This is a genomic window from Streptomyces sp. NPDC002868 (assembly GCF_055563295.1).
In genome coordinates this window covers 43896-67733 of sequence record NZ_JBVHDR010000018.1, presented here as the reverse complement: position 1 = coordinate 67733, position 23838 = coordinate 43896, and the positions used below count along the sequence as shown (strand labels likewise).

Genomic DNA, 23838 nt, shown 5'->3' with positions numbered 1-23838 from the left:
CATCTCAGGTTCCCCAGGCCGTAGTTGACGCCTCCACCTCGCGGTCTACTCCCCCACAAACCCGCCGTCAACAAACCACCGATGCAACCTACTGGGCGTCACCCAGGCCCTCCCAACGGCCCTCGCCGAAGCGTAAGTCGTCGGCGGATAGTGATTGGGATCTGAAGTGTTCGGGTCTTATCCAAACGTCCGGGGCGGCAGTTTCGATGATGGGCGTCTGCTTGGGGCCCCATTCAAGGCTGCCGTTAGAGTCCAGTCTCTGACACTGGAGTGAGCCATCGCCCAGCCTGCGCCACCTCAGTCCGGCGGCGTCAGTGAACTCGATGATGGTGGCCGTATGGAGTGGCCTGTCTATGACGAGCCTTGAGGGGACCCTTGCGTGTCGGATCATGCCCGGGTTCAGGTGGCCAGTAGCGGATTCTTCGAAGGTGAGTCGCTCACCGTCGTACTGAGCTGTAAGTCCCCGGAGCGGCTGGCTGCTGCCATTCATCACTCGGAGCGTCCAACTCGTCGCACTCTCCACGAAGGGTGAGTGTTGGCGAACGAAGCCGACCTGGATACGGGAAGCCTGCGTGAGTCTGTCGCGTTCATCGGCTGCGCGCTCCCTCTCCAGGAGTTGGCGCTCCCTCTCGGCGAGGCGGACTCCTTGGCGCCTCTGGTGCCGATACTGGGCATAGGCGACCGCCGCTGCGCCAGCTCCAACTATGCACGCAAGGGCACCAATCATAATTTCCCACACATGGATGAGTGTGGCGACGCCGACGTGCCGGTGTCCAGAGAGCTTCGATCGCCGGGGTTTGGGCGAAGTCGAGGCCGGTTGTGGTGACGAAGGCGTCGACGAGCCCGTCGCGGAGCGCACGGGCGTAGCCGACGCAACGTCAGGTGTCACCGGCGCAATCGGGCACGTAACCCCGGCGATTGAAACTCTCTAGATGTATTGGCCCGCAGGGTTGTTGACGCGGGTGATGGGTGGCTGGCCTGCGAGTGCGGTGTGGCAGCGGTGGTGGTTGTAGGTGTGGAGGAAGTCTGTCAGGGCTGCGGTGCGTTCGGTGTTGCTGGTGTAGGGCCGCAGGTAGGCCCACTCGTCCAGGAGGGTGCGGTTGAAGCGTTCGACCTTGCCGTTCGTTTGCGGGCGGTAGGGCCGTATGCGCTTGTGCGTGATGCCGGCCGCGGTGAGCGTGTCGAGCCAGAGGCGTGATTTGTAGCAGGAGCCGTTGTCGGTCAGGACTCGTTCGACGGTGATGCCCAGGTCGGTGAAGAAGGCGTGCGCCCGCTGCCGGAAGGCTGCGGCGGTCTCTTTGCGTTCGTCGGTCAGGACTTCGCTGTAGGCCAGGCGGGAGTGGTCGTCGACGGCGGAGTGGATGTAGCTGTAGCCGATCACTGGGCGGGAGCTTTTGCGGGCGGTGGTGGTGGCCTGGCGGTTGCGGTCGCCGGTCGCCCTGCCGACCGTGCGCCAGCCCCCGCCGTCAGGGATGTTGCCGAGCTTCTTGATGTCCACGTGGACCAGTTCGCCAGGCCGGGTGCGCTCGTAGCGCCGGATGGGCTCTCCGGTCGGCCGGTCGAGCCAGGCCAGGCGGTTCAGGCCGTGGCGGGTGAGGATGGGGTGCACGGTCGAGGCGGGCAGCCCGAGGATCGGGCCGATGCGGGCCGGTCCCAGCTTGCGGGTCTGCCGGAGTTCGCAGACACGGGCTTCGGCCTCGGGTGCCGTGCGATGCGGGATGGTGTGCGGCCTGCTGGAGCGGTCATGCAGGCCCGCCTCGCCCTCCGCCCGCCACCGGCCGACCCACTTGTGAGCCGTGGCCCGCGAGATCCCCATCTCGGCAGCCACGTGAGCGACCGGCCGTCCAGAACAGACACGTTCAACCAGCAGCCGCCTCCCAAAGACGGTCAGCCGGGCATTACGGTGGGACACGAAGGCCTCCGAGCGGTGAAGATTCGACACCTCCACCACACACGGAGGCCTTCGCCATGATCAAGACCTGCGACTCAACAACGCTCGTGATCAATACATCTAGAGAGGCATTTCGTTCAATTGCATACGGACCTGGGAGCGGCCCACCTCGATCCCGCGCCGGCCGGCGGCCTCAGCGAGCGCATCACGGTCCCGACTCCGACGGCGTGTACGGCGTGGCCCCACCATTCCACGATCCAGGCCTGGCGGGCCACGTGATCTATGACAACCCCTCCGCCCACAAGGCACCGGTGGTACACAAGTGGCTGGTCGCGCATACCGCTTCGCCCTTCGCCCCGACGTACTCGTCGTTACCGGGAGTTGTCCTCCAGCCAGGCGCCGAGTCGCCGGATCGCCGCCGTGGCCGCGATCGCGTGGCCACGGCTGTTCAAGTGCAGCGCCTTCGAGCTCCAGACGCTCGGCCCGGGACCGATTCGACGACGCGCCAGGTCGACGTACATCGCTCCATGCCGCAATGAGATCGCCTCGGTGCGTTCGGCCATGATCCGGGCCCGGGACCGCGCTTCGGCCTTGTGTCGAGCCGGCAGCAGCCCGGAGCAGGACATGTCGGGAACGCCCATGGTCAGCACCACGCAACCGGTGTCGCGCAGCGGTCCGATCATCCGGCTCAGCTCGGTCTCGACGACATATGCGTCGAACGAGTCGCCGAGCATGTCGGTGCCCCCGCAGGCAATCATCGCCAGAGCGGGCTTCAGGGCGAGCGCCCTGGCGAGCTGACGGGCGCGCACATCGGTCGCGAGCAGGCCGCGCCTGCCCAGATTGAAGTACGCCAGCTCCGGATGGGCGGTGCGCAGCGTGTCCGCGACACGGTCGGCCCAGGGCCTGAGGGCGAAGCCGCTGACGGGTTCCCCGACGCCCTCGGCCGCGGCGTCTCCGATCACCACTACGCGACGCCATGGGGAGCGGGCCACCAGCTGCCTGGCCTCGACCTCGTCCAGGCAGCACGGATCATCCGCTTCGCCCGTCGCCATGACGGACCCGCTCGCCCGCTTCCGCTCCGTCATGTGTCAAGGAGGAGGCGCAGGGTTTCGGCGTCCGGACCGGACCAGTCGGGAACGCTCTCGACCTGGACCACCGCGGTCGTCCAGCAGTAGCCGATCCCGACACCGACCAGCAGCAGCAGGTCGCCGCGCTGCAACTGACCCGATTCGAAGAGGTGGGTGAGTCCCGCGAACTGGTCGCCCGCCCCGATATGGCTGGTCCGCCGCCCCCAGTCCCACAGTGTCCGGCCCAGATCGATCTTCAGGGGTGCGAGTAACTGCCAGCTCAGCAGCGGCTTCCCGAGGTTCGGCAGCACGATCCGGGCCATCTGGTCGATGCCGACCTCGGCGTCGGCGAGTACCTGCTCCACGTTGTCGGCCAGCGCGGTCGAGAGCCGGTCGACCACCGTGACGAATCCTTCACGTTCCGCGAAGCGGGTCTTACGGCGGCGCAGGTCCAGCGGAGTCCCGGCGAGGTGGGGCGCGGCGGTGAACCCGCGTTCGGTGTCCCGGTAGAGCTCCTCGAAGTACGGGTCCGAGGAGGAGTGGGTGGCCATGATCCGTGCGACGCCGCCGTCGCGCGCGGCCACCAGCGCGGTGCCCCCGTCCCCGAATGCCAGGCCGATGTCGCTGCTCCACCGGTTGAATCCGGGCGGGCTGAACCGGTCGCCTGTGGTCAGCAGTGCCGCGGCGCGCTTCGGGCCCGTCAGCAGGTACGGGATCGCCAGGTGCAGCGAGGCCATTCCGCCGTCGCAGGCGTGATTGAGCTGTATCGACGGCGCGTTGCCGCCGATGGTGTTGCGCTGGACGTAGGTCGCGGGCGTCCAGAGGTCTTCGCCCTGGTGGTAGGTGTGGGCGTGCAGCAGCAGCGTGACCTCTTCGGCGCTGTATCCGCTGCGCGCCATCGCCTGCCGTCCCGCGGCCTTCGCCATGTCGACGGCCGGCTCCCGCTCGCTCACAAGGGCGGAGACCAGTTCGTTGTCCTTGAACTCCTTGGAGGAGTACCGGCCTTCGGAGACTGCCAGCTCCGCCTGTTCCGGCGGCGGCAGGCGGGTTCCCAGACCGGCAATATAGATGTCGTTCCAGCGCACGGGTTTCGACTCCCTCGGTGGGTTTCGGTGCCGAGCCGTCCGGTCAGGCGGCAGGCCGGTCCCGCAGTTCGAGCACCATCAGCGCCAGGGTCTCGATGGTGCGGAAGTTTTCCGAGCACATGGACTGCGGCGGCACGGCCACGTCGTAACGTTCACGGATGTACGCGACGATTCTGGTCGTGTTCATGGAGTTGAGGATTCCCCATTCGAGGAGCGGGGAGGCGGCGGTCAGTTCGACCGAGGTGTCCCCATCCAGGAATTCCTTGCGGATGTACGCGTCGAGCTCGCTCATCACCGGCGTGAGTTCCATGCGGTGGCGTCTGCCTTTCGGTGGATGCGACGGTCACGGCCGGGCGGCCGATCGCTGGAGTACGGCGTCGCGCAGTGACTGCCGGTCGGTCTTGCCGTTCCGGGTACGTGGCAGTTCGGGCACGGTCAGGACCGAGTCGGGGATCATGTACCGGGGCAGCCGTTCGGCGCAGTGCCGCTTGAGCGCCAGCAACCCCGGCGGCGGGCCGTTGGGGACAACGACGGCGACGATCCGCGCGGAGGTGCCGGCGCCGTCCACCAGGACAGCCGCCTCGCCGACGGCCGGGTGCCGGGACAGCACTGTCTCGATCTCGCCGAGTTCCACCCGGTGTCCGCGCACCTTGACCATGTGATCGAGTCGGCCGAGGTAGTCGAAGCCGCCGTCCGCCCGCACCCGCACGGTGTCGCCGGTCCGGTACGGGCCACGCTGCGCGCCGAGGCCCCAATAGCCGACCATCACCGTGGGCCCGTCGACAACGAGTTCGCCCTCCTCACCCTCGGCCGCCCGCCGTCCGTCCGCCGTGACCGCCCACACCTCGTCGCCCGAGCATGCCCGGCCGATCGGCACCGGCTCCCCGGAGGCGATGTCTGGTGCGGTCACCTCATGGAATGTGCACACATTCGTCTCGGTCGGGCCGTACAGATTCAGGAAGCGGATGCCCTCCCAGTGCCGGTACAGGACGGCCAGGTAGTCCACCGCGAAGGGCTCGCCGGCGAAGAGCAGCGCGCGCAGCTGTGTGGGGCGACGAGGCGCCTGGCACAGCCCACCGTCGCGGATCATCAGAATGAGCACCGAAGGCACCGAGTACCAGACTGTGATGCGCTCGGTCAGCAGGAACTCGCAGAGCAGTTGTGGCGCATAGGCCATCTCGGATGGGATCAGATGCACGGACGCGCCGGCCAAGAAGGCCACGTAGAGATCGAGCACCGACAGATCGAAGCCGAACGGGGCGTGGTTGGCGAAGCGGTCCAGGCTCGTTGCTCCCAACTCGGCGGCAGCCCACCGGACGAACGCCAGAGCATTGCGGTGGCTGACGCACACGCCCTTGGGCTCGCCCGTCGACCCCGAGGTGTACAGGATGTAGGCGAGGTCGTCCGGCTCGGTCGGTTCGGTGATCACCGGACTCCGGCCGTTTCCGCCGGGGAGAGCGTCTACGACACAGAGATCCGGCAGCTCGACGCCCGACGCGCGCAGTTCGGCCGCGCGCCGGGAGTCAGTGATGATCACGGCCGCGGAACAGCCGCGCGCGATCAGCATGGTCCGACGCGACGGTCCCGAACCGTCCACCGGTACGTAGACGGCGGCGAGGCGCAGCGCCGCCTGCATGGCGGCAACCGCGGTGGCCGATTTGTCCAGCCAGATCACCACCCGCTCGGCGCGGCCCACGCCTCGATCGCGGAGTCTGTGCGCGAGCGCGTCGGCGGCCCGCTCCAACTCGCCGTAGGTCACCTCGCCCTCCGGGCTCACGACTGCCAGCTCGCCGCTCGCACGGCGCGCGCTGTCGGTGACCAGCGTTCCGAGGTTCACAACCCGATTCCTTTCGCGATGAGTTCATGCTGGATCTCGGACGTCCCGGAGAAGAGCTTCGCGGGTATCACGTCCCGCAGTACGCGCTCCAGTCCCTCGCTCACCAGACAGCCACGTGACCCGAAGATCTGCACCGCGTCCACGGCCGCCTGCACCGCGGCCTCCGACACCGCGAGCTTGGACAACGCGCTGTCGATGGCCTGGGATTCGCCCCGGTCCAGCCGGAAGCATGCTCGGTAGAGCAGCATCCTGGCCGCTTCGAGCCGGAGCTTCATGTCCGCGATCCGGTGGGACACCGCCTGGAACTCGGAGATTCTGCGCCCGAATTGGCGCCGCTCCCGGGCGTGCGCCACGCAGCGGTCCAGCAGCCGGTCCATCAGGCCGACGTAGCCGGCGAACAGACAAGCGCGTTCCCACGCCATGGAGTGCTGGAAGATCGCGCCGCCTTGTCCCTCCGTGCCGAGGAGGTTGCGCGCCGGCACCCGGCACTTCTCGAACCGGACCGATCCGGCGCCGCAGGTGTCGAGCCCCATCTTCTCGAACGGCCCGTCGACGAATAGACCCGGAGTGTCCCTCTCGACGACGAAGGCCGAGGTGCCGAGAAATCCGGCTGCCGGATCGGTCACCACGTAGGTCAAGAAGACATCCGCGTCCGGGGCGTTGCTGGCCCAGGACTTCACCCCCGTCAGCACGTAACTGTCGCCGTCCGACACCGCACGGGCGGACATCGCGGAGACGTCCGAACCCGCGTGGGACTCCGTCATGGCATTGGAGGCAACGAACGATCCCGCGCACATCTCGGGCAACAGTCGCTGCTGGACTTCCTCCCGCGCGAAGGCCGCGATCGGGACGGCGCAGGCGAACAGGTGGGCGCTCGCAGCGAAGACCAGCCCGGTGTCGGCACAACCCCGGCCGAACGCCTCGACCAGGTGCGCGGTGTCCAGCGCGGACCTGCCGGCGCCGCCCTGACCGGTCGGGACACAGAGCCCCAGCAGTCCCAGATCGCCGCAGCGCCGCCAGGCATCCCGCAAGCCGGCTCCCATCCCCTGCGGCTGGTCGAACGCCTCCCGGACAGCCGAGAGCATGTCGTCGTACTCCTTGAGCTGAGCGGGCTGCCAGTCCAGAAACATCAGACCTCGCTGTAGGACGGGAAGTACCGGGGTACGGGTGGTGCCGTGCTACCAACTGACCGGCAGTTCCTCGATACCGCCGAGGTGGGCGTAGGAGCGCCAGCGGAGGTCCTCGAGCGGCACCGCCAGACGCAGGTCCGGGAACCGCACGAGCAGAGCGCCCAGAGCACTTTCCAGTTCGACTCGGGCCAGCGAGGAGCCGACGCAGAAGTGTGTTCCGAATCCGAAGGCCAGATGTGGGTTGCTCTTCCGGTGGATATCGAGCAGCTCCGGATTGCTGAACACCGAAGGGTCCCGGTTCGCCGTGCTGATGGACGCGACGACCGCGGTCCCTGCTGTGACAAGGCCCCCGTCGAGTTCGACGTCCTCGGTCGCGATCCGCAGGAAGGAGCCGTCACCGGGCTCGTTCAGCCGCACCAGCTCCTCGATCGCCTGTGGTATCAGCAGCGGATCGCGGCGCAGCTCCGCAAGCGTCTTTGGATTGCGCAGCAGCGTGATCACGCCGCCGCCCAGCGAGGTCACAGTGGTGTCGTGTCCCGCGAGCAGCAGGATCACGCCGAGGCTCACCAACTCGTTCTCGGTCAACGCCCCGTCGGTGTCCCGGGCGTGCACGAGGGCGCTCAACAGGTCCTCACCGGGGTGCTGCCGCTTGTCCTGGATCAGGTCGGCCAGATATGCGCGCATCTCGCTGTTGGCCCGGCCGACCTCCGTCAACGGATACTTCGCGTACGACATGAAGTGATCGCACCACCGGCCGAACCTCATGTGGTCGGCGTACGGCACCCCCAGCAGGTCGCAGATCACCTGCAACGCCAGCGGCCGCCCCACCAGTTCGTTCAGGTCGCCCGGCGGTTCCTTACCCTCCATCGCATCCAGGAGTTCGGTCACATGGGCCTGGATCTTCGGGCGCATCCCCTCCACTCGCCGACGGCTGAACTCCCGGTTGATAAGTCCGCGCAACCGGGTGTGCCGCGGTGGATCGATGCTGATGATGCTGTCCTGGTCGGGCTCGGCCAGCTGGGAGCGCGGCGCACCGGGCTCGAACAGCGCGTCGCGGCTGAACCGCGGATCGGAGAGCACGGTCCGGACGTCCCCGTATCCGGTGACGAACAGCGCCGGAAACCCGGTGGCCAGGGTGATCGGGCACACCGGCGCCACCTGCTGGAGCCGCGTGTATTCCTCCGGCGGGTCAGTGACCGTCGCCCGCTGGACCGGGTACGTAAGGTGCGGTAGCTGAGCAGACATGTGCGCAGGCCTTTCGCCGGGTACCGGACAGGCACGCTTGTCAGGGGATTCAGCGGTCGTTCCCGCACAGGGCCGGGGCGGCGATACGTGCACTTCGCCGGCCCAGCGGCCCCGCACCGGACAACCGTGTCAGCCGGCCCTGATACGGCACTGAGATTTTCCTGACGTGCGACGCCGTCAGCCGTCGTGGAGCGCCGACGGGCCGGTGGCGAGCCCCGACTCGCGGAGGGTGATGCTGACCCGGCCGTGACGGACCCCCAGCCCGCCGGGCGCGGTGCCCGGCAGTGTGCGCACCGCTGAGTGGTATGCCATCCGCGCGGGGCCTCCGAAGACGAACAGGTCCCCGCTGTGCAGGATCAGGTCCTGCAGAGGGGCGGGTGCGGCTCTCGGTGTTTCGGAAGCGGAAGACACACCTGTTCCCGAGGCTGAGCGAGACCACGGGCGCGGCGTTCTCCTCGGCGTGATCCTGGTGCAGGCCCAACCGGCCCTGATCGTCATAGAAGTTGACGATCGCGGCGTCGGCCTTGTACATCTCCGGCCGTCCGCACAGACCGTCGTCGAGTCGGGCTGCTTCGGTGACGGCCTGCGCGCCAGGGCCGCGAGCCAGCCAGGCAGCGGTTTGACCGGGGCGCCGTTGGCATCGGCCGTGGTGGGGGTGTAGCCGTACCACGGGGCGTAGTGCCATCCGAGACAGACCGACTGCACGTGCATCGGGGTGCAGTCCGGCATGCTCGGTCGGCGCAGACCAGTCGGCCCCCGTGCCCAGTCCCGGCAGGCATGGAGCAGTCGTCGCCGCCGTCCGACGTGCCAGGGGCGGGCGTGCGAACAGCGCTCCGTCGTCCTGAGTCTGAGTCAACGGCCTGTGCTCCCGGCTCCCCACAGGTAGTGGAGGGCATACGAGCGCCAAGGCCGCCAGCTTTCGGCGCGGGACTCGGTCGGGGCCGGATCGACGGTGTTGTCGACGGGCCGCTGGGGCGCGTCGTACGACTCCAGTTCCGCGGGCATGAAGACGTCGGGGTCGCCGAGCGCCCGCATTCTGATGCGGGCGGCGGTCCGCGGCCGGAGGCCGTCGACCTTCAGCAGTTCCCTGGTGGCCTCGTCCCGGTCGGCGCCCGCGTCCAGGAAGAGGTCGTCAGAGGCGAGGGCGGTGACGAGCGTTTTGACGACCTGTCCTCGCTCAGGGCTGCGGGCCAGGTCCTCCGGCGCGAGCCGGGCGAGTGTCGCCGCCGCCGGGAACGTATGGGTGATCTCGCCGATCTCCCTTGTCAGCGGTTTGCCATAGCGCGCGACGAGCAACGCCGCGTCACTTCTGGACTCCTGCGGTGTGGCCCCCTGGCCGAGGACGGTGCGTATCGCGCACTCATCGGGGTCCACGGAGCCGGGAACCCTGCGGCCGGGCGCGTGCGCGACGAGCGGGGCGAGCAGCGTGTCCCGCCGCAGCACCTCGTCGACGGCCTGCGGGTCCGCGTCGAGGTCGAGGAGCCGACGGCACCGCTGGACGGCCGCCGTCAGGTCGCGCAGATCCTGGAGGTGCAATTCGCACTGCACGAATCCCCGGTCCGGGGGCTGGTCGGTCCTGCTCACCGGCTTCGTTGCGTCCTGGGAGAAGCTGGCGACGGCGGTGCCGTGCGGGAGCGAGAGCGCCCTGCGATAGACACCGTCGGCGTACTGCTCGATGCCGGGTACTGCCTGCTCGCCGACCTGTCTCAGCAGCGCCGCCAGGTCCAGCGGGGTCCGGAACGGCAACCGGATCAGGATTCCGTTGCCCCACGGCGGCGCGGGGGAAGCGGCCCGGAGCCGGCGCGGGGCCGCGCGGGCCCGCAGTTCCGTCGGGGGCAGCGCGAACACCGACCGCATGTTGTCGTTGAACTGACGGATGCTGGAGAAGCCCGCGGCGAAGGCCACCTCGCTGACGGGCAAGTCGGTGGTCTCCAGCAGGAGTTGAGCCGTTCGCGCACGCTGGGACCGGGCGAGGGCCAGCGGCCCCGCGCCGACCTCGGCGACGAGCTGCCGCTGGAGCTGGCGCTCGCTGTAGTTCAGCCGTGCGGCGAGGCCGCTGACACCCTCCCGGTCCACCAGCCCGTCCGCGATCAGACGCATGGCACGGCCGACCAGGTCGGCGCGGCTGTTCCACTCCGGCGACCCCGGAGTTGCGTCCGGCCGACAGCGTTTGCAGGCCCGGAACCCAGCGGCCTGCGCGGCGGCCGCCGTCCGGTAGAAGCGCATGTTGACGCGCTTGGGAGTCATGGCCGGGCACGTCGGGCGGCAATAGATACCGGTGCTGGCCACACCGATGTACAACCGGCCGTCGAATCGGCTGTCGTTGCTCAGCGCGGCACGGTAGTACAGCTCCTCGTCCGTCATCTGTCAACCATGGGCCCCGGCGCTGGGCAATGCCAGCAGGAATCGGACGTCAACGTCCACACGTCAGGGTCGCATCCGGGCCGGAGGGCCAGCGGGCCGCGGAAGAGGTACAGGTCCCGGTAGCACGGCTGGTCGGTGAGCAGTTCCATCCCCCGGGACCGGGCGAGCAGCGCACGAGCGCGATGACCATCTCCATCCGGGCCAGCTGGGCCCCCAGGCAGCGGTGCGGGCCGCTGCTGAAGGTGAGGTGGCGCGGTGCGCCCTGCGGGCTGTTCCGGTATCGGGCGATGTCGAGCGCCGTCGACCCCAGCGCAGGTCCGCGAGGACCTTGTGGCAGTCCGCGTGGTGCGATGCCAGGTGTATCCGGGGGCCATGAAATGGACGAGATCGGCCACACGCACGGCAGCGTAGAGCGGGTAGGGATTGGCACGGTGCTCCGGGTTGAAGACTTCCTGCATCGCGCCGTTCTTCGCTGGTCCATGTGTCATGTGCCAGTGGTCACGCGTCGCCGCTCGCGGGGGCGGTGACGCCGGCGGCGGCTTCGGCAGACTCGGCCGTGGCCGGCTCGGGCCTGGGTTTCAGGGACAGACCCAGCCCGGCGAGGCCGGCGATCGCCGCCGTCACCGTGCAGAACAGCAGGATGTGGGCGTACGGGCGGGTCGTCGACGCGCCCTCACCGGCGAGGATCGCGGCCAGGACCGCGATGCCGAGCGCACCGCCCACCTGCCGCGCCGCCATGTTGAGCCCCGTCGCACCGGCGAACTGCTGGGGCGGTACGGACAAGGCCGCTGCTGCCGATACGCCGGTGCTCACCGCGCCCATGCCAAAGCCCGAGATGACGGTCGTCGGCAGCCAGAGATCCAGCAGGTGCGGCTCGGCGGGCAGCACGGCGACCAGCCAGACCCCGATTGCCACGATGAGCAGCGAACCGCTGGTTACCATCAACCGCGGACTGGCACGCTTGCCGAGCACCCGGCCGATCCCGACCGCGGCGACTGCCGAGAAGACCGCTCCGGGGCTCAGTACGAACCCGGCCGTCAGCTCCGAATAGCGCCAGACGTTCACGAGGAACAGCACCCCGCACAACAGCCAGGCGTACAGTGCCGCCCCGTAGAAAAGTGACACGACATTCGCCAGCGAGAAAGTCTGGTTCCGCCACAATGTGGTGTCGATCGCCGGGACCGGGTGAGCGCGCGCCCGCAGCAGGCCGATTCCCAGCACGGCGATGGCAGCCAGCAGGCATCCGAGCGTCCGCGGATCCCTCCAGCCCCAAGCCGAGCCTTCCGTCACGCCGAGGGCCACACCCCCGATGCCGACGGCCAGCGCCAGCGTCCCCAGCACGTCGGGAATCCGCCCGGCACCGAGCTGGGACCGCTGCACGGCGCGGGCCCCGATGATCAGCGCGATCCCGATCGGCACATTGATGAGGAAGACGGCGCGCCAGCCGAACGCGTTGATGAGGACGCCGCCGACGCTGGGGCCGACGGCGGCCGCCGCGGAACCGGCGGCACTCCACAGGCCGATGGCCGCCATCCGACGCGCCGGGGGCGAATCGAAAAGAATCACAACCAGCGATGCCGGGATCATCGCCGCCGCGCCCGCGCCCTGGACCGCGCGGGCCACCAGCAGAAGGGGCAGGTTCGGTGCGAAGGCGCACAGCAAAGACGCCGCCGTGAAGAGTCCGACGCCGGCGGTGTAGAGAGCGCGTCGACCCACCACGTCCGCCAACCGCCCGGCCGGTGCAAGCAGTGCCGCGAAGAAGATGGCGTACAGGGTGATGACCCAGGAGAAGTCCGCGATCGACGCACCCGCGAAAGTCTCCCGCATGTCGGAGACCGCCAGATTGGCGATGGTGGAGTCGAGGATCGCCAGGAATGTGGCACCCGACGCGAGCAGCGCGACCGCCAGGTAGCCGGGCCGTTTCGCGGACGCCGCTTCGGCCGCGGTCACGACGCCTTCTCGGTGGCTCGCCGGGTGGCGGCCCCGCAACTCGCCCCGCAGCTGGGGCACCGGTTGTCCGAACCGGTCGTGCAGGAGACGCAGAAAGTGCATTCGTAACTACAGATCATCGCCCGGTCCCCGGGCGCGAGCGAATCGCACGTTTCGCAACTCGGCTTCTTCTTCAACATCGCCAGAGTCCTCCAGACGGGATTACGAGCGGGCGACCGCGGCTGCCATAACGACGGCGATCCGTTCAGCGGGGATTGCGTACACGTGCGTACAGCCCGCGGATTGCGCACAACGCAGTCCGACGGCCGGGTCGCGATACGACGGTCGGCCCTTCCGGGTACGGGAGTCATGCAATCCTGGCGGGAGCCCCGGGCCGCTGTCTGGCGAGTTTCCGCCGCCAACCTCCCGCTCATGGATGGGGCGGGCCACCGTCGCGTCGCGGGTCGTTGACGGCGGGAACCTGCCAGCACGCCGCCGGGAGTTGTGTCAGGGTCATCCGGCCGAGCCCTTGCTTCTGTATAAGCCGTACCTGCCATTCATCCGGAATGGCCCACGGCCCCACAGACGGGAATCGCCAGTGATCGAGTCAGTCGTCCTCGCCGGTGCCCGCACGCCCCTGGGCCGCCCATTCGGCTGCTTGCGGGCCCTGTCCGCCGCGCAGTTGGGAGCGGTGGCCATTCGAGCGGCACTGGAACGCGCGGGGGTGGCTGGCGATGAAGTCGACCAGGTCCTGCTGGGGCACTCGGTGGTCAACGACCCCGAGGACCGCTCCGCACACGCGGCCGCGATGAGCGCGGGGATCCCGTCGAGCGTGCCCTTACACGTCATCAGACGGAGGTCACTGTCCGGGCTGAACGCCATCGCCGTGGCAGACCAGCTCATCTGCTCGGGCGGCTACGACATCGTCGTGGCCGGCGGCATGGAGTCCATGACCGCCGCCCAACTCGCCGTCGGAAGGCTCCCGGGCGGCCCGCCCCGTCCCGGTGGCCCGGGCTCCGCGCCCGGACCCAGGTGGTGCCCGCGCCGCCGTCCGCTGGAGCTGGACCGGCGCACTCAGGACGAGATCGCGGCACTGTCCCACAAACGTGCCAAAAGCGCCCAGCTCGGCGGCGTCTTCGGCGGGGAGATCGTCCCGGTCGGGCTGCCTGAACACGCCGGCGGGGGCTTCGCCCACGACGACGAGGGCATCCGCGCGGACCTTGACCCTGGGATGCTGGCCGCGGCCGAACCTCTGTATATCCCGAACGGCACCGTCACCGCCGTCAACGCCTCGCGGGCCGCCGACGGAGCGGCGGCCGTGGTGGTGATGCGCCGCTCGCTCGCACAGGAACGAGGGCTGGACTGGCTCGCCGAGATCATCGGCCACGGGACGGTGTCGGGGCCAGTGGACACCTTGCACCGTCAGCCTTCGCTGGCTATTCGCAAGGCGCTTGCCCCGCTCGGCCTCGACGTGGGCGATCTCAACCTCATCGAGGTCAACGAGTCGTCCGCGGCCGTGGTGGCCCAGTCTCTGATCACGCTGCGCGCGAGCATGAAGCGGATCAATCCGCACGGAGGTGCCATCGCGCTGGGCCATCCGACCAGCACCTCGGGGGCGCGCATCGTCCTGCATCTCGCACATTCGTTGCAGCGCCGAGGCGGCGGTCTGGGGGTCGCCGGGGTCTGCGGCGAAGCCGGCCTGGGAGAAGCCCTGCTGCTCCGTGCGTCCGGCTGCTGACCAGCTTGCCCACCCGCCGCTGGCACCGCGGTCTCAGCGCCGTTCCAGCGGCGGCTGCCAGGGTGACGGGGACCAAGGGGCTCTCCAGCGAGAGAAGGAAGATGTGACATGCCCGCAGCTCGATGGGCCCGGACCGGAGTACTGATCGTGAACCCGGTGGCGGGTGGGGTGGACGCACGACTCGTCGACGAGGTGGCCCGCTACTGCGACTCCCGTGTGGACTCCCTGACCCTGGTGCGTACGGCGTACCGCGGCGAGGCGGAAGACGCGGCCGCGAAGGCGTATGACAACGGCATTGATGTGATCATCGTCCTGGGCGGCGACGGCACCACCCGCGAGGTTGCTTCGGGGATCGCCCGCGCCCGGCTGGCCAACCCCGGCACCACGAGCGCCTGCAGCACAGCCATGGTCAATCTCCCCGCCGGAACCGGGAATTCCTTCTATCGTGAAATCTGGTCGGACCACCCCTGGCAGCGGTCCCTGGAGGCCGCTCTCGCCGCGGAGCACCCGCTGGTGCGTGGCATCGACATGGCCCGGATCGTCGAGACGGGCACCCTGGTGCTGCTCGGGGCCTGCTCCGGGCTGGTCGCGGAAGCGCTGGTGACCGCCGGCTGGCTCCCGGAACTGGCGGGCCGGGAACGCTACAGGCAGGCCGTGGCGCAGACGCTGCGGCACTTCATGCCGTATCCGGGCCGAGTGACCGTGGACGGCGTGACCGTCCATGAGGGCACAGCGGTGCTGGCCAATGTCGGTGGCGGCCGCTACCGCGGCGGGCAGTTCAAGGTGCTGCCCCGCTCGGTGCTCGACGACGGCCTGCTGGATGTGTGCGTCGTGGGCGGTGAACTGGACCCCGCCGCACTCCCCGGTCTGACGGCCGACGGCAGCCACCTCGAACGCCCCGAAACCGTCTACGCCAGGGGCCGTTGCATCACCATCGAACGCACCGACGGCGAGCCCCTGACGTTCGAGCACGATGGTGAACTCCTCATCGACAGCGCCGACCGCTACACCATCGAGGTGCTGGCCGACATCCTTCCCGTCCTCGGGCCGAACGCGTTGAGCGAGGCCGCAGGCAAGCCGAATACGGAGGGCCGTTCATGAACGACACCGGTGTCCCCGGCGGGCCCGCGGGAACTTCGAGTTGGACGTTCCCCGCCGCCGGCGACAACTACTTCACCTGGGACTACGACTCGGGCCGTGAACGACTGCTCAGCCTCTACCAGAAGGGAAAGGCAAAGCAGTGGGACAGTACCCAGCGCATCGACTGGTCACTTGAAGTTGACCCCTTCGACGTACTGGGAACCCCTGAGAAGACCTTGGCACTGTACGGATCCCGGCAGTACGAGAAACTGAATGCGCGAGAGCGTCAGGAGATGCGCCAGCACATGGCGGCCTGGGAGTTCAGCCAATTCCTGCACGGCGAGCAGGGCGCCATGATCTGCTCCGCGCGCATTGTCCAGTCGGTCCCGGACATCGACTCCAAATTCTACGCCGCCACCCAGGTCATGGACGAAGCCAGGCACGCCGAGGTCTTCACCCGCTTCATCAACGAGAAAATCGGGCTCTCCTACCCGATCAACCCGCACCTCAAGTCCCTGCTGGAAGACGCGCTCAACGACTCGCGCTGGGACATGCCGTACCTCGGAATGCAGGTGCTCATCGAGGGTCTCGCACTAGCGGCGTTCGGAATTCTGCGGGATCGCACCAACAAACCGCTGCCCAAACAGATCCTGGCGTTCGTGATGCAGGACGAGGCACGTCATGTCGCCTTCGGGAGGCTGGCGTTGCGGGACTACTACGCCGAATTGTCGAGCCGGGAAATAGCGGAGCGCGAGGAGTTCGTGGTCGAGGGGTGCTATCTGATGCGGGATCGCCTCCGTATGCAGGAGGTGTGGGAGAACCTCGGCTTCGATATGAAGGAGTGCATGGACTACATGAACCGCGGGCCGCGGATGCGCGCCTTCCGGTCGTTACTCTTCGCGCGGATTGTGCCCTGTGTGAAGGACATCGGGTTGTGGGGTCCGGCCGTCCGCGGCGCGTACGAGGACATGGACGTGCTGGACATGGCCAACAGCGACCTGGTCAAGCTCATGGAGGCAGACGAGGCACAGGCCGACGAACTCGACCGGGAACGCCGGCAAGCGCTCGCGCGGGCAGCGGAGGTCGAAGAGAGCATCGCTCTCGGCGCCGCCGTCTCCGAATAGGCTCGGACGCCGGGTCAGTGCCCCGTCGACGACGGATGCCACTTCACTCCTATGACCTCCGACCCAGGCGGTACGAATGCAGACGTCTCCCCTCACAGCCGCTCGAGTCGACAGATCACGACCGGCATTTCTCACCGGCTGTGCACGGAGGTGCTTCCGGCGCAGGCTCAGCTTCGACGAGGTCACAGCTCACACCCTGGCGGGGCCCAGCTACCGACTGCTGTTCGATCACCCCACCGAAGACCCTTTCATCGCCGCTCAATTCATGCCCGAGCTGCCCGCCACAGGCTGAGGTGTGTAGCGCCTACACCCGTATCCGCGGCCACTACCTGCTCGGCGTCGCCGAGTACCGAGCCTGACCGGGCTCCCACGAGGCCGGGCCGGGGCCGCGACGATGTATGACAGGTACGAGCCGTCGGGCAGCTCTTTGCGGACGGCAGCACTTGGTGGGAGCGGAACCGCCGCAGAGATCGGCATCGCCCGGCCGAGGGCGCCGGCCACAGCTCCAGGCCGGTGAAGCCCCCGTCGGCCAACAGCAGTTCGACCTCGACACGCTCCAGGACTTGATACGAGCCTGGACCGGCGCATGCCCCACCTACCACCGCCACTTACCAACCCAGAACCCCGCCAGTCAGCACTAGCTCAACGAAGTACTGTCAGGCGGTGCCGGAACTGCCGACAGCCTGTGACGCGGCGGGCCGGTGCTGCGCCATCGCCACGACCGAGGCGGCGCGCAGCAGCCGACCCAGCTCGTCTGCCTGAGCTGAGCTCAGCACGGCGTAGGCGGGCGCGGCCATCCGGTCGGTGAGGTTCTCGGCCACGGCACGGTTGATGTGCGTCCGTCCGTCGATCCGGGGGTACGGCGGCTCCCATCCCAGGAACCCCGCGCGTTCGACTCCGTTGTCCCGGGTCAGCGTGGCCTCGACCGGAGTCATTCCGGTCGCCAGCACCGCCGCGAGATGGAGGCCGCCGCGGTGCTCCCGCAGGATATGGGCCAGCTGCGCAACCCGGGCGGGGGCGTCGTCGGGACGGGCGACCGCGCGCCACCCGGCGAACAGCGGGGTGCCCGGAGTATCCGCCCCGTCCACCACGGTCTCCAGGAGTTCGGCGAGCCGCCCGGCGGACGAAAAGCCCGCCAGGCAGCGACGTCCCCAAGCGCGACACGACTCCGCGTACCGGAGAGTGATCTCCTGCGCCGTCGGCCCGGGCTGCGATCCGCCGCAGTGCCGACGGACGAAGTCCACCGGGAAGAAACCGAAGACGGCCGCCGTGACGTCCGGGCTGACCGGGCCCAGCACCCCACCGCGCCCACGGAAGTAGTAGCCGAACCGGGGCATACCGAGTTCCGCTGCGGCCTGCCGAGCCTCCGGGCTCTTCATGTAGGACCCGCCGAGGCGTCGGATGTCGTCCTTGGTGGCAGCCACCCACAGGTGCGAGCCAGCCATCGCGGATTCCCTTCCCGAGCGGTTGCGGTCAAGCGGCGCGGGGAGGCGTCGCTCCTGGTCAGTCGGCTTGGAGATGTCCCGCCAGGCTCCGCACGATCTCGGTGCACAGGATGGCCTGACCGCGCGCGTTGAGGTGCAGGCCGTCGGTACTGTAGATCTCCTCCGTGCCCGCGGGGTGCTTCGGCAGGTCGACGTGGACTGCCCCCAGCCGGGCCGCCAGCTGCTTGGTCCGCTCCGACCAGGCCGCGATGCGCTCGCTCATTGGCTTGCGGTATCGCTCGTCGACGTACGGGGAGACCGTGATGTCGAACAGTCCCGACGTCAGGACGGTGCAGCCGGCGTCCCGCAACGGGGAGATGATGAGCGCCAGTTCCGCCTCGACCGCGTCGATGTCGAAGTTCCGCTGCAACAGGTCGTTGCCTCCGCAGAACACGATCGCCAGATCCGGCCGGAACTCCAGCGCGGGCGCCAGCTGTGTCTCGCGTACCTGCACGGCGAACAGGTTCCGCTGGCCCAGGTGGAGGGCTTTGAGGTCCGGTTGTACGGTCCGCAACTCCTGTACGAAGCGCTCCCCCCAGGTGAGGTGGCGGTAGCCCGCGAACGCCTCGGTGACCCCTTCGGCGCCGCTGTCCCCCACCACCGCGAGGCGCTTCCACGGTGCGCCTGCCAGTAAGCGAGCGCTCTCGCCCACCGCCAGGAGATGCGGGTCGTGGGCCTCGGGGGCGTACTGCGTCGTGTCTGTCATGCCGGGAACTCCTAGCTGAGGGTTGGTTGGACGGTCCGTGCCGGGGCGGGAGCGGGGCCCGGCGGCGTCCACGGGGATTCGCAGAGATTCGCCGGGAATGGAATCAACGATGCCAGCCCGCCGAACGGTGGGCTGGCGAGTTTCCGCCACCATCCTCCGCCGTGGTCCCGGCGGGGTCTCCCTCAGACACCCCGGGCAGTCGGAGCCACCCGCCGGCCACCGCGTGCCTGACCAGTTCGGGGTCGTTCCCCACCACAACCGGGTGCCCGACGGCCAACAGCATGGGCAGATCCGACGCGTGGTCGCCGTAGGCTCGGCAGTCGGCGGGAGCGATCCGGTGTGCACGCATCACGGCTCGAGCCGCGGCCGCCTTGTCGCGGCCCAGCATGGGGGTGATCAGCCGCCCGGTATGGACACCATCGACAGTTTCGGGCCTGGCGCCCAACACCACCGCGGCTTCCAGCCAGTCGGCGAGCGGATCGAGGCAGGGCGCGAAGGAGCCGGACACCAGCACGGTGAGGTCGTCCGCGAGGCGATGCGCACGGAATGCCTGCAGTCCGCTGGGCAGGAATAGCCCTCCCGAGCGCTGCTCGCTCCGGAACCACTCGCGTCCCTGGACGGACAGCTCCGAAGCGCGCTGCCCTTGGTAGACGCGGTAGTAGGCGTGTGCGGCCTCCACCCTGGACGCGCCGGCAGCGACGAGGCCGCGCAGCTCATCGACCACCGCGGTGTAGGCGGACGGCGGTCTGCCGATCGCCGAGAGGTGGAACTTCAGGAACCGGAACATGCTCTTGACGGTGATCAAGGTCTCGTCGACGTCGAAGAAGGCGGCTCGCAAGTACTGACGCGCCGTCATGAGGTACCTCCTTTCACTGACGGGTCGTGGCCCCGATGGATAGTTGGAGTCGTCGGCGGTCACGGGCACAGCGCCGCCCGCAGCACGGCGTCCAGTTCGGCCGCGCCGAGCGACGCCGTGCGGTCCAGCGCCTCGATCACCTCCGCAGACGCCCCGGTGGCCGCCAGCTTGCTCCGGGCGATCGCCCGGTGGTCGCGCCGGGTCTCTGGACCGGCCGAGCCGGCAGCGTGCGCGCGAGCGGCCCAGATGTCGCGGCCGTCCCGTAGGGTGACTCCGATCCGGGCGCCGATCGCCTTGGTGGCGTACTCGAAGGAGGCGCTCGGGTGGCCCTGTGGAAACACCCCCGGGGCAGTCCGCCCGCCGGAGAATGCGGCGAACCACTCCTCCGCCCGCCCCTCAGCCTGCCGCAACGCCTCGCCCAGGGGCGCCGTGGCCCCCAGCAGACGGCGGCTCAGCTCGGGGTCGTATTCCAGCCGGACCTTCGCCGCCAGCGCCCAGCGCACCGGATCGGCGGTGGCCGGCTCGGCGAGGTCTGCGGCCGTCACCGACCCGGTGACCAGCGCGGTCGCCACGTTGTAGGCCACGGACAGGTTGAGCGCCAGGATCGCCGAACGCTCACGGTCGAGATAGGGCGCCGCTTCCCGGTCCATCACCATGGTCAGCCGCGCGGCGCGGACCACGATGTCGTCGATGTCGTCGATGCACGCCGGGGTCAGCCGGTGGTGCAGCTCGGACGCGCAGTCGATGGCCGCGTCGACATAGGCGCTGGCCGGATGGACCTTGAAGGACAGCGTTTCGGTGTGCCAGCGGGCGCCGAGTCCCGCCGTGACCACCTCGGGCGAGGGCACATCGGAGACCTTGGCCAGCAGACCGCCCGGGTGTTCCAGGATGTCTGCGGCCCCTTTCAGGCCTGCGGCAGCTGCGGCGCATGCGTCCAGGCCGATCCGTACCGGCACGGCGGCGGAGAGCACCTTGGCGTCACTGCCGAGGAAGGCGCGCCGCAGGGACCAAGGCGGGGCGGCCAGCGCCAGTCCCCAGGCGTCGGTCCATTGCCTCGCCGGAGCGCGCGCGCCGTGCAGCTTCGCCGCGACGGCGCCCACGAGTTGGGCGTACGCGGCGCTCTGACCGCGGAACGGCCCCAGGGCGGCCGCCGCGGTCACCCTGGCGGCGCATTCGTTGGCGGCGACCACTGCCGTCAGTAACTGCTCGCCCGTCAGATGCTGTTCGCGGCGGAAAGCCAGGGGCACGCCGACCGAGGAGTGCGACACATGGCCCACGTACATGCTGTCCTCGTAGTACAAACAGGTGGACAGCGCCGCCAGCACGTAAGCGGCACGATCGGGAGAGGCCGCGGTCGGGAGCCCGAATGCCTCAAGCAGCCTGTGGCCGAGGGGATGCGCCATACCGGCCCGGACGACGGCGATGTGCGAGATGAGCTGGCTGGTGGCATAGGACGTGATGCGGCCAGGCAGATCGGGGTAGCGCAGCCCGGACGCCCAGTGCGCGAGGACCCCGGTCAGCGAACCGCCGGGTGATGGGCCGTCGGCCGGTGTGTCATCGGCCGGTGCGTCGCCGGTCGATGCCGGCGGTCGGTTCGCGTCGTCGTAGTGGGTACGAAGGTCTGCTGGAGTATTCGCTTTCGGCATTGTGGAAACCTCGCACAGCTTCCGATCGCGGTGGACCACAGCCGGGTCCGGGAAATTTGCACAGCCTTTTAGGCCATTTAGGCCCCTCCCAGGGCGTCAGCCGGAATCCATTGTCACGGATGCCGCTGAAATCCCGCTGAGATCATCCATAGCTACTTTGAGTATCTCGCTGAAACTCTCGGTGGCCGTAACGGAATTCCGAATCTCACTCAGCGCCCGAGCATTGACCTGCCGGAATGGCTCGGCCTAGGGTCACACCTGGTGCCGCGCCGGCAGAACGCACTCCGTTCTGCCGGCTCCACGGAGGGAGGCTCGGACTCATATGCAGGTGAACCTTCTAGGACCGCTCGAATTGCTGGACGGCAACATCCCTATAAGAATTCCCGGGGAGAAGCTACGGGCCATCATCGCCGCCCTTGCACTGAACCCGAATCGTCCGGTGTCACGGAGCCAACTGATCACCGAACTCTGGGCGGACAACCGTCCTATCGATGCGGAGAATTCACTCCAGGGGCACATTGCCCGACTGAGACGGATCATCGGCACGAGTCCCGGAAAAGATGACCCGCGCGAGTTGATCGAGACTTCCAACTCCGAATACACCATGGTGCTTCCCGAATCCGGCGTCGACGCGGTGCGATTCTGCCATCTCGTGAGCCGCGTGGAGACAATACGCGAGCAGCGACCGGAAGCGGCCGTGGCTTTGCTCACCGAGGGACTGGAACTATGGCACGGGTCCATACTGATGGACACCGGCAACGGCATGATCTGCGAGATGGCCCGTACCCGTCTCACGGAAACCAGGCTCACCGCCCTTGAGTGGCTCTTCGACGCACAACTCGCGATGGGCTTGTACCGGAGCGTCGTCCCCAAGCTCGAAGCACTCTCGGTTCGTTATCCGTTGCGCGAGCGCTTCAGTGAACAGCTCATGACGGCACTGCACGCATCCGGACGGCAGGCGGAGGCCCTGGAGGTCTACCGCCGGACATGCCACCGGCTGACCCAGGACCTCGGCCTGGAGCCCGGCGCGGCACTGCGCGCCAAGCTCCAGGAGATCCTGTGCCGCCGGGATCCGATCGCCTCCCGGTGAATTCCTGCTCAGGCGCAGGTGAGCACCAGTACAGCATTCTGTCCGCCGAATCCGAAGGAATTGCTCACAGCGACCTTCGGCCGGGTGTCGCGGCCGGTTTTGCAGACAACATCGATCTCGATCTGCGGGTCCTGGCTGTCTAGATTGGCGGTCGGCGGGATGAACCCGTGCTCCAGGGTCATCGCGGTGACCGCCGCTTCGATCGCACCGGCCGCGCCCAGTGCATGTCCGAGGACACCCTTGACCGAGGTGACGGCGGGCCGCTCGCCGAGCGTGCGCCTGATCAGCTTCGCCTCAGTAATGTCGTTCAACGGGGTGGAGGTTCCATGCGCGTTGACGTGGTCGACGTCTCCGGGGCCGATTCCGGCATCTGCCAGGGCAGCCCGCAGCGCCAGTTCCCCGCCCGCGCCCTCAGGGTCGGGGGCGGTGGCGTTGTACGCGTCGGCCGAGGCCCCGTAACCGCTGACCATGGCGCGTACCCGCGCGCCACGGGCGCGCGCGTCTTCGACGCGCTCCAGCACCAGGACGGCGGCGCCCTCCGCGGGCACGAAACCGTCCCGGTCGCTGTCGAACGGCCGGGAGGCGGCGTGCGGATCACCGCGACGTCCGGACAGCGCCCCCATCTGACTGAAGCCGCAGATGATGGAGGGCACCAGACACGCCTCGGTGCCTCCGGTGATGACGACGTCGCAGGCCCCAGAGCGCAGCAGTTCGCGGGCCGCGCCCACTGCCGTCGTCCCGGAGGCACACGCGGTCGCCGTGACGAAGTTGGGGCCACGGGCTCCGCACTCCATGGCCACATATCCCGCTGCCATATTGATGGCAAGCATCGGTATGAGCATCGACGAGACGCGTCGGGGCCCGTCATCGAGCAACACCCGGTGCTGCTTTTCCCAGGTGGCCGCCCCGCCCATGCCGCTGCCGAGTACGACGCCGACGCGCGCGCCGTCCCAGGTGGCAGGGTCAAGGCCGGAGTCCGCCAGCGCCTCCATGGCGGCGACGACCGCGAACTGGCTGCTGCGGTCCAGCCGCCACGCCTTCCGTCGTTCAACCGGGCTCGCCCGGTCGAAATCGATGACCGGGCAGCCGAAGTCGGCGGGGGTCCCTTCAAGCGCCGGAACCGGCGCCGCGGCTGTCGCCTCGCCGGCACGGATGGTCCGCCACGCGGTCTCGGCGCCGATCCCGGCCGCGGTCACCATGCCGATGCCGGTGACGGCGGCGTGCAGCGGCTCTCGACCGGAGATCATGCGAGGCTCGCCACCTTGACCTCAATGGTCTTGGCGGCCTGGGCGATGGTGTCGCTCGACCGTATGTCGTCATCCGCAATAGCGACGTCGAACTCCTGTTGGGCGGTCAGGCCCAGCTCGACCAGGGCGAGTGAGTCCATTTCCAGCTCGTCGAAGGTCTGGTCGGGGCTGACCTCGCCGGGCTCCAGGCCGAAGCCGCTGGCCAGCAATGCCACCAGACGCTCGTAAATGTCGTTCATCGGGTGTCTCCTCGGTTCGTCCCAGCGGTCACTACGGTCTGTGTGATCGATGCGGTTCGTGCGGTCGTGCCGGCACGGCG

Annotated in this window: 22 protein-coding genes and 1 pseudogene; 4 read left to right on the top strand and 19 right to left on the bottom strand. The window is 68.7% G+C overall.

Annotation, left to right across the window (positions count from 1 at the left end; genetic code table 11):
* Nucleotides 1-928: 928 nt before the first annotated feature.
* The 13 genes and pseudogenes from ACZ3H8_RS35215 to ACZ3H8_RS35155 form a co-directional block, all read right to left on the bottom strand.
* The gene (locus ACZ3H8_RS35215; protein ID WP_467408731.1) at nt 929-1912 is read right to left on the bottom strand and encodes an IS481 family transposase; all 984 of its coding nucleotides are present in this window, start codon (nt 1910-1912) and stop codon (nt 929-931) included.
* 350 nt (nt 1913-2262) lie between these two features.
* Nucleotides 2263-2976 (bottom strand): SGNH/GDSL hydrolase family protein, encoded by a 714-nt coding sequence (locus ACZ3H8_RS35210; RefSeq protein WP_467408730.1) that lies wholly within the window; start codon nt 2974-2976, stop codon nt 2263-2265.
* Nucleotides 2973-4043 (bottom strand): ketoacyl-ACP synthase III family protein, encoded by a 1071-nt coding sequence (locus tag ACZ3H8_RS35205; RefSeq protein WP_467408728.1) that lies wholly within the window; start codon nt 4041-4043, stop codon nt 2973-2975. The genes ACZ3H8_RS35210 and ACZ3H8_RS35205 overlap by 4 nt, the downstream gene beginning before the upstream one ends.
* A gap of 43 nt (nt 4044-4086) precedes the next feature.
* Entirely contained in the window at nt 4087-4353 is a 267-nt protein-coding gene (locus ACZ3H8_RS35200; protein WP_467408726.1) for a phosphopantetheine-binding protein, read from the bottom strand.
* 33 nt (nt 4354-4386) lie between these two features.
* Nucleotides 4387-5880 (bottom strand): amino acid adenylation domain-containing protein, encoded by a 1494-nt coding sequence (locus ACZ3H8_RS35195; RefSeq protein ID WP_467408725.1) that lies wholly within the window; start codon nt 5878-5880, stop codon nt 4387-4389.
* Entirely contained in the window at nt 5877-7010 is a 1134-nt protein-coding gene (locus tag ACZ3H8_RS35190) for an acyl-CoA dehydrogenase family protein (RefSeq protein ID WP_467408722.1), read from the bottom strand. Before ACZ3H8_RS35190 ends, ACZ3H8_RS35195 begins: the two co-directional genes overlap by 4 nt.
* Before the next feature lie 48 nt (nt 7011-7058).
* The gene (locus tag ACZ3H8_RS35185) at nt 7059-8255 is read right to left on the bottom strand and encodes a cytochrome P450 (RefSeq protein ID WP_467408720.1); all 1197 of its coding nucleotides are present in this window, start codon (nt 8253-8255) and stop codon (nt 7059-7061) included.
* Nucleotides 8256-8432: 177 nt separating this feature from the next.
* Nucleotides 8433-8753, bottom strand: a complete 321-nt coding sequence (locus ACZ3H8_RS35180; protein WP_467408718.1) for an alpha-ketoglutarate-dependent dioxygenase AlkB — start codon at nt 8751-8753, stop codon at nt 8433-8435.
* A pseudogene (locus ACZ3H8_RS35175) lies at nt 8689-8940 on the bottom strand (alpha-ketoglutarate-dependent dioxygenase AlkB); the annotation flags it as partial. The pseudogene ACZ3H8_RS35175 and the gene ACZ3H8_RS35180, both read right to left, overlap by 65 nt.
* Nucleotides 8941-9107: 167 nt before the next feature.
* Entirely contained in the window at nt 9108-10619 is a 1512-nt protein-coding gene (locus tag ACZ3H8_RS35170) for an AlkA N-terminal domain-containing protein (RefSeq protein WP_467408717.1), read from the bottom strand.
* A gap of 49 nt (nt 10620-10668) precedes the next feature.
* Entirely contained in the window at nt 10669-11100 is a 432-nt protein-coding gene (locus ACZ3H8_RS35165; protein ID WP_467408716.1) for a cytochrome P450, read from the bottom strand.
* A 17-nt stretch (nt 11101-11117) separates the two neighbouring features.
* A complete protein-coding gene (locus ACZ3H8_RS35160) occupies nt 11118-12569 on the bottom strand; it encodes an MFS transporter (protein WP_467408713.1) in 1452 nt (483 codons plus the stop codon).
* The gene (locus ACZ3H8_RS35155) at nt 12566-12748 is read right to left on the bottom strand and encodes a DUF1272 domain-containing protein (RefSeq protein ID WP_467408711.1); all 183 of its coding nucleotides are present in this window, start codon (nt 12746-12748) and stop codon (nt 12566-12568) included. Before ACZ3H8_RS35155 ends, ACZ3H8_RS35160 begins: the two co-directional genes overlap by 4 nt.
* Nucleotides 12749-13146: 398 nt before the next feature.
* On the opposite strand from ACZ3H8_RS35155, the gene ACZ3H8_RS35150 reads away from it, so the two are divergent.
* The 3 genes from ACZ3H8_RS35150 (at nt 13147) to ACZ3H8_RS35140 (ending at nt 16490) form a co-directional block, all read left to right on the top strand.
* Entirely contained in the window at nt 13147-14286 is a 1140-nt protein-coding gene (locus ACZ3H8_RS35150; protein ID WP_467408710.1) for a thiolase family protein, read from the top strand.
* A gap of 108 nt (nt 14287-14394) precedes the next feature.
* On the top strand, nt 14395-15387 hold the full coding sequence (locus ACZ3H8_RS35145) for a diacylglycerol/lipid kinase family protein (protein WP_467408709.1): 993 nt from the start codon (nt 14395-14397) through the stop codon (nt 15385-15387).
* Nucleotides 15384-16490, top strand: a complete 1107-nt coding sequence (locus tag ACZ3H8_RS35140) for a ferritin-like domain-containing protein (protein WP_467408706.1) — start codon at nt 15384-15386, stop codon at nt 16488-16490. Before ACZ3H8_RS35145 ends, ACZ3H8_RS35140 begins: the two co-directional genes overlap by 4 nt.
* Before the next feature lie 656 nt (nt 16491-17146).
* On the opposite strand, the gene ACZ3H8_RS35135 is transcribed toward ACZ3H8_RS35140, so the two are convergent.
* The 4 genes from ACZ3H8_RS35135 to ACZ3H8_RS35120 form a co-directional block, all read right to left on the bottom strand.
* Nucleotides 17147-17935 carry an SCO6745 family protein gene (locus ACZ3H8_RS35135; protein WP_467408703.1) on the bottom strand — a complete coding sequence of 263 codons (789 nt, stop codon included), beginning with the start codon at nt 17933-17935 and terminating at the stop codon, nt 17147-17149.
* 58 nt (nt 17936-17993) lie between these two features.
* Nucleotides 17994-18680 carry an SGNH/GDSL hydrolase family protein gene (locus ACZ3H8_RS35130; protein ID WP_467408701.1) on the bottom strand — a complete coding sequence of 229 codons (687 nt, stop codon included), beginning with the start codon at nt 18678-18680 and terminating at the stop codon, nt 17994-17996.
* 103 nt (nt 18681-18783) lie between these two features.
* Nucleotides 18784-19536, bottom strand: a complete 753-nt coding sequence (locus ACZ3H8_RS35125; RefSeq protein WP_467408698.1) for an HAD family hydrolase — start codon at nt 19534-19536, stop codon at nt 18784-18786.
* 59 nt (nt 19537-19595) lie between these two features.
* Nucleotides 19596-21182 carry an MmgE/PrpD family protein gene (locus tag ACZ3H8_RS35120; protein ID WP_467408696.1) on the bottom strand — a complete coding sequence of 529 codons (1587 nt, stop codon included), beginning with the start codon at nt 21180-21182 and terminating at the stop codon, nt 19596-19598.
* A 322-nt stretch (nt 21183-21504) separates the two neighbouring features.
* Here ACZ3H8_RS35120 and ACZ3H8_RS35115 point away from each other — a divergent pair, with 322 nt between their 5' ends.
* Complete coding sequence (locus ACZ3H8_RS35115) at nt 21505-22272, top strand: AfsR/SARP family transcriptional regulator (RefSeq protein ID WP_467408694.1); 768 nt, start codon at nt 21505-21507, stop codon at nt 22270-22272.
* A gap of 8 nt (nt 22273-22280) precedes the next feature.
* On the opposite strand, the gene ACZ3H8_RS35110 is transcribed toward ACZ3H8_RS35115, so the two are convergent.
* Both ACZ3H8_RS35110 and ACZ3H8_RS35105 read right to left on the bottom strand, forming a co-directional pair.
* Nucleotides 22281-23519 (bottom strand): beta-ketoacyl-[acyl-carrier-protein] synthase family protein, encoded by a 1239-nt coding sequence (locus ACZ3H8_RS35110; RefSeq protein ID WP_467408693.1) that lies wholly within the window; start codon nt 23517-23519, stop codon nt 22281-22283.
* The gene (locus ACZ3H8_RS35105) at nt 23516-23758 is read right to left on the bottom strand and encodes an acyl carrier protein (RefSeq protein ID WP_467408690.1); all 243 of its coding nucleotides are present in this window, start codon (nt 23756-23758) and stop codon (nt 23516-23518) included. Before ACZ3H8_RS35105 ends, ACZ3H8_RS35110 begins: the two co-directional genes overlap by 4 nt.
* Nucleotides 23759-23838: the final 80 nt, after the last annotated feature.

Coding starts and splice junctions, on each gene's coding strand:
- ACZ3H8_RS35190 (WP_467408722.1), bottom strand. CDS start 7,010: ATGTTTCTGGACTGGCAGCCCGCTCAGCTCAAGGAGTACGACGACATG.
- ACZ3H8_RS35140 (WP_467408706.1), top strand. CDS start 15,384: ATGAACGACACCGGTGTCCCCGGCGGGCCCGCGGGAACTTCGAGTTGG.
- ACZ3H8_RS35110 (WP_467408693.1), bottom strand. CDS start 23,519: ATGATCTCCGGTCGAGAGCCGCTGCACGCCGCCGTCACCGGCATCGGC.
- ACZ3H8_RS35120 (WP_467408696.1), bottom strand. CDS start 21,182: ATGCCGAAAGCGAATACTCCAGCAGACCTTCGTACCCACTACGACGAC.
- ACZ3H8_RS35145 (WP_467408709.1), top strand. CDS start 14,395: ATGCCCGCAGCTCGATGGGCCCGGACCGGAGTACTGATCGTGAACCCG.
- ACZ3H8_RS35185 (WP_467408720.1), bottom strand. CDS start 8,255: ATGTCTGCTCAGCTACCGCACCTTACGTACCCGGTCCAGCGGGCGACG.
- ACZ3H8_RS35165 (WP_467408716.1), bottom strand. CDS start 11,100: ATGGACCAGCGAAGAACGGCGCGATGCAGGAAGTCTTCAACCCGGAGC.
- ACZ3H8_RS35135 (WP_467408703.1), bottom strand. CDS start 17,935: ATGGCTGGCTCGCACCTGTGGGTGGCTGCCACCAAGGACGACATCCGA.
- ACZ3H8_RS35200 (WP_467408726.1), bottom strand. CDS start 4,353: ATGGAACTCACGCCGGTGATGAGCGAGCTCGACGCGTACATCCGCAAG.
- ACZ3H8_RS35105 (WP_467408690.1), bottom strand. CDS start 23,758: ATGAACGACATTTACGAGCGTCTGGTGGCATTGCTGGCCAGCGGCTTC.
- ACZ3H8_RS35130 (WP_467408701.1), bottom strand. CDS start 18,680: ATGACAGACACGACGCAGTACGCCCCCGAGGCCCACGACCCGCATCTC.
- ACZ3H8_RS35170 (WP_467408717.1), bottom strand. CDS start 10,619: ATGACGGACGAGGAGCTGTACTACCGTGCCGCGCTGAGCAACGACAGC.
- ACZ3H8_RS35115 (WP_467408694.1), top strand. CDS start 21,505: ATGCAGGTGAACCTTCTAGGACCGCTCGAATTGCTGGACGGCAACATC.
- ACZ3H8_RS35210 (WP_467408730.1), bottom strand. CDS start 2,976: ATGACGGAGCGGAAGCGGGCGAGCGGGTCCGTCATGGCGACGGGCGAA.
- ACZ3H8_RS35125 (WP_467408698.1), bottom strand. CDS start 19,536: ATGACGGCGCGTCAGTACTTGCGAGCCGCCTTCTTCGACGTCGACGAG.
- ACZ3H8_RS35180 (WP_467408718.1), bottom strand. CDS start 8,753: ATGACGATCAGGGCCGGTTGGGCCTGCACCAGGATCACGCCGAGGAGA.
- ACZ3H8_RS35155 (WP_467408711.1), bottom strand. CDS start 12,748: ATGTTGAAGAAGAAGCCGAGTTGCGAAACGTGCGATTCGCTCGCGCCC.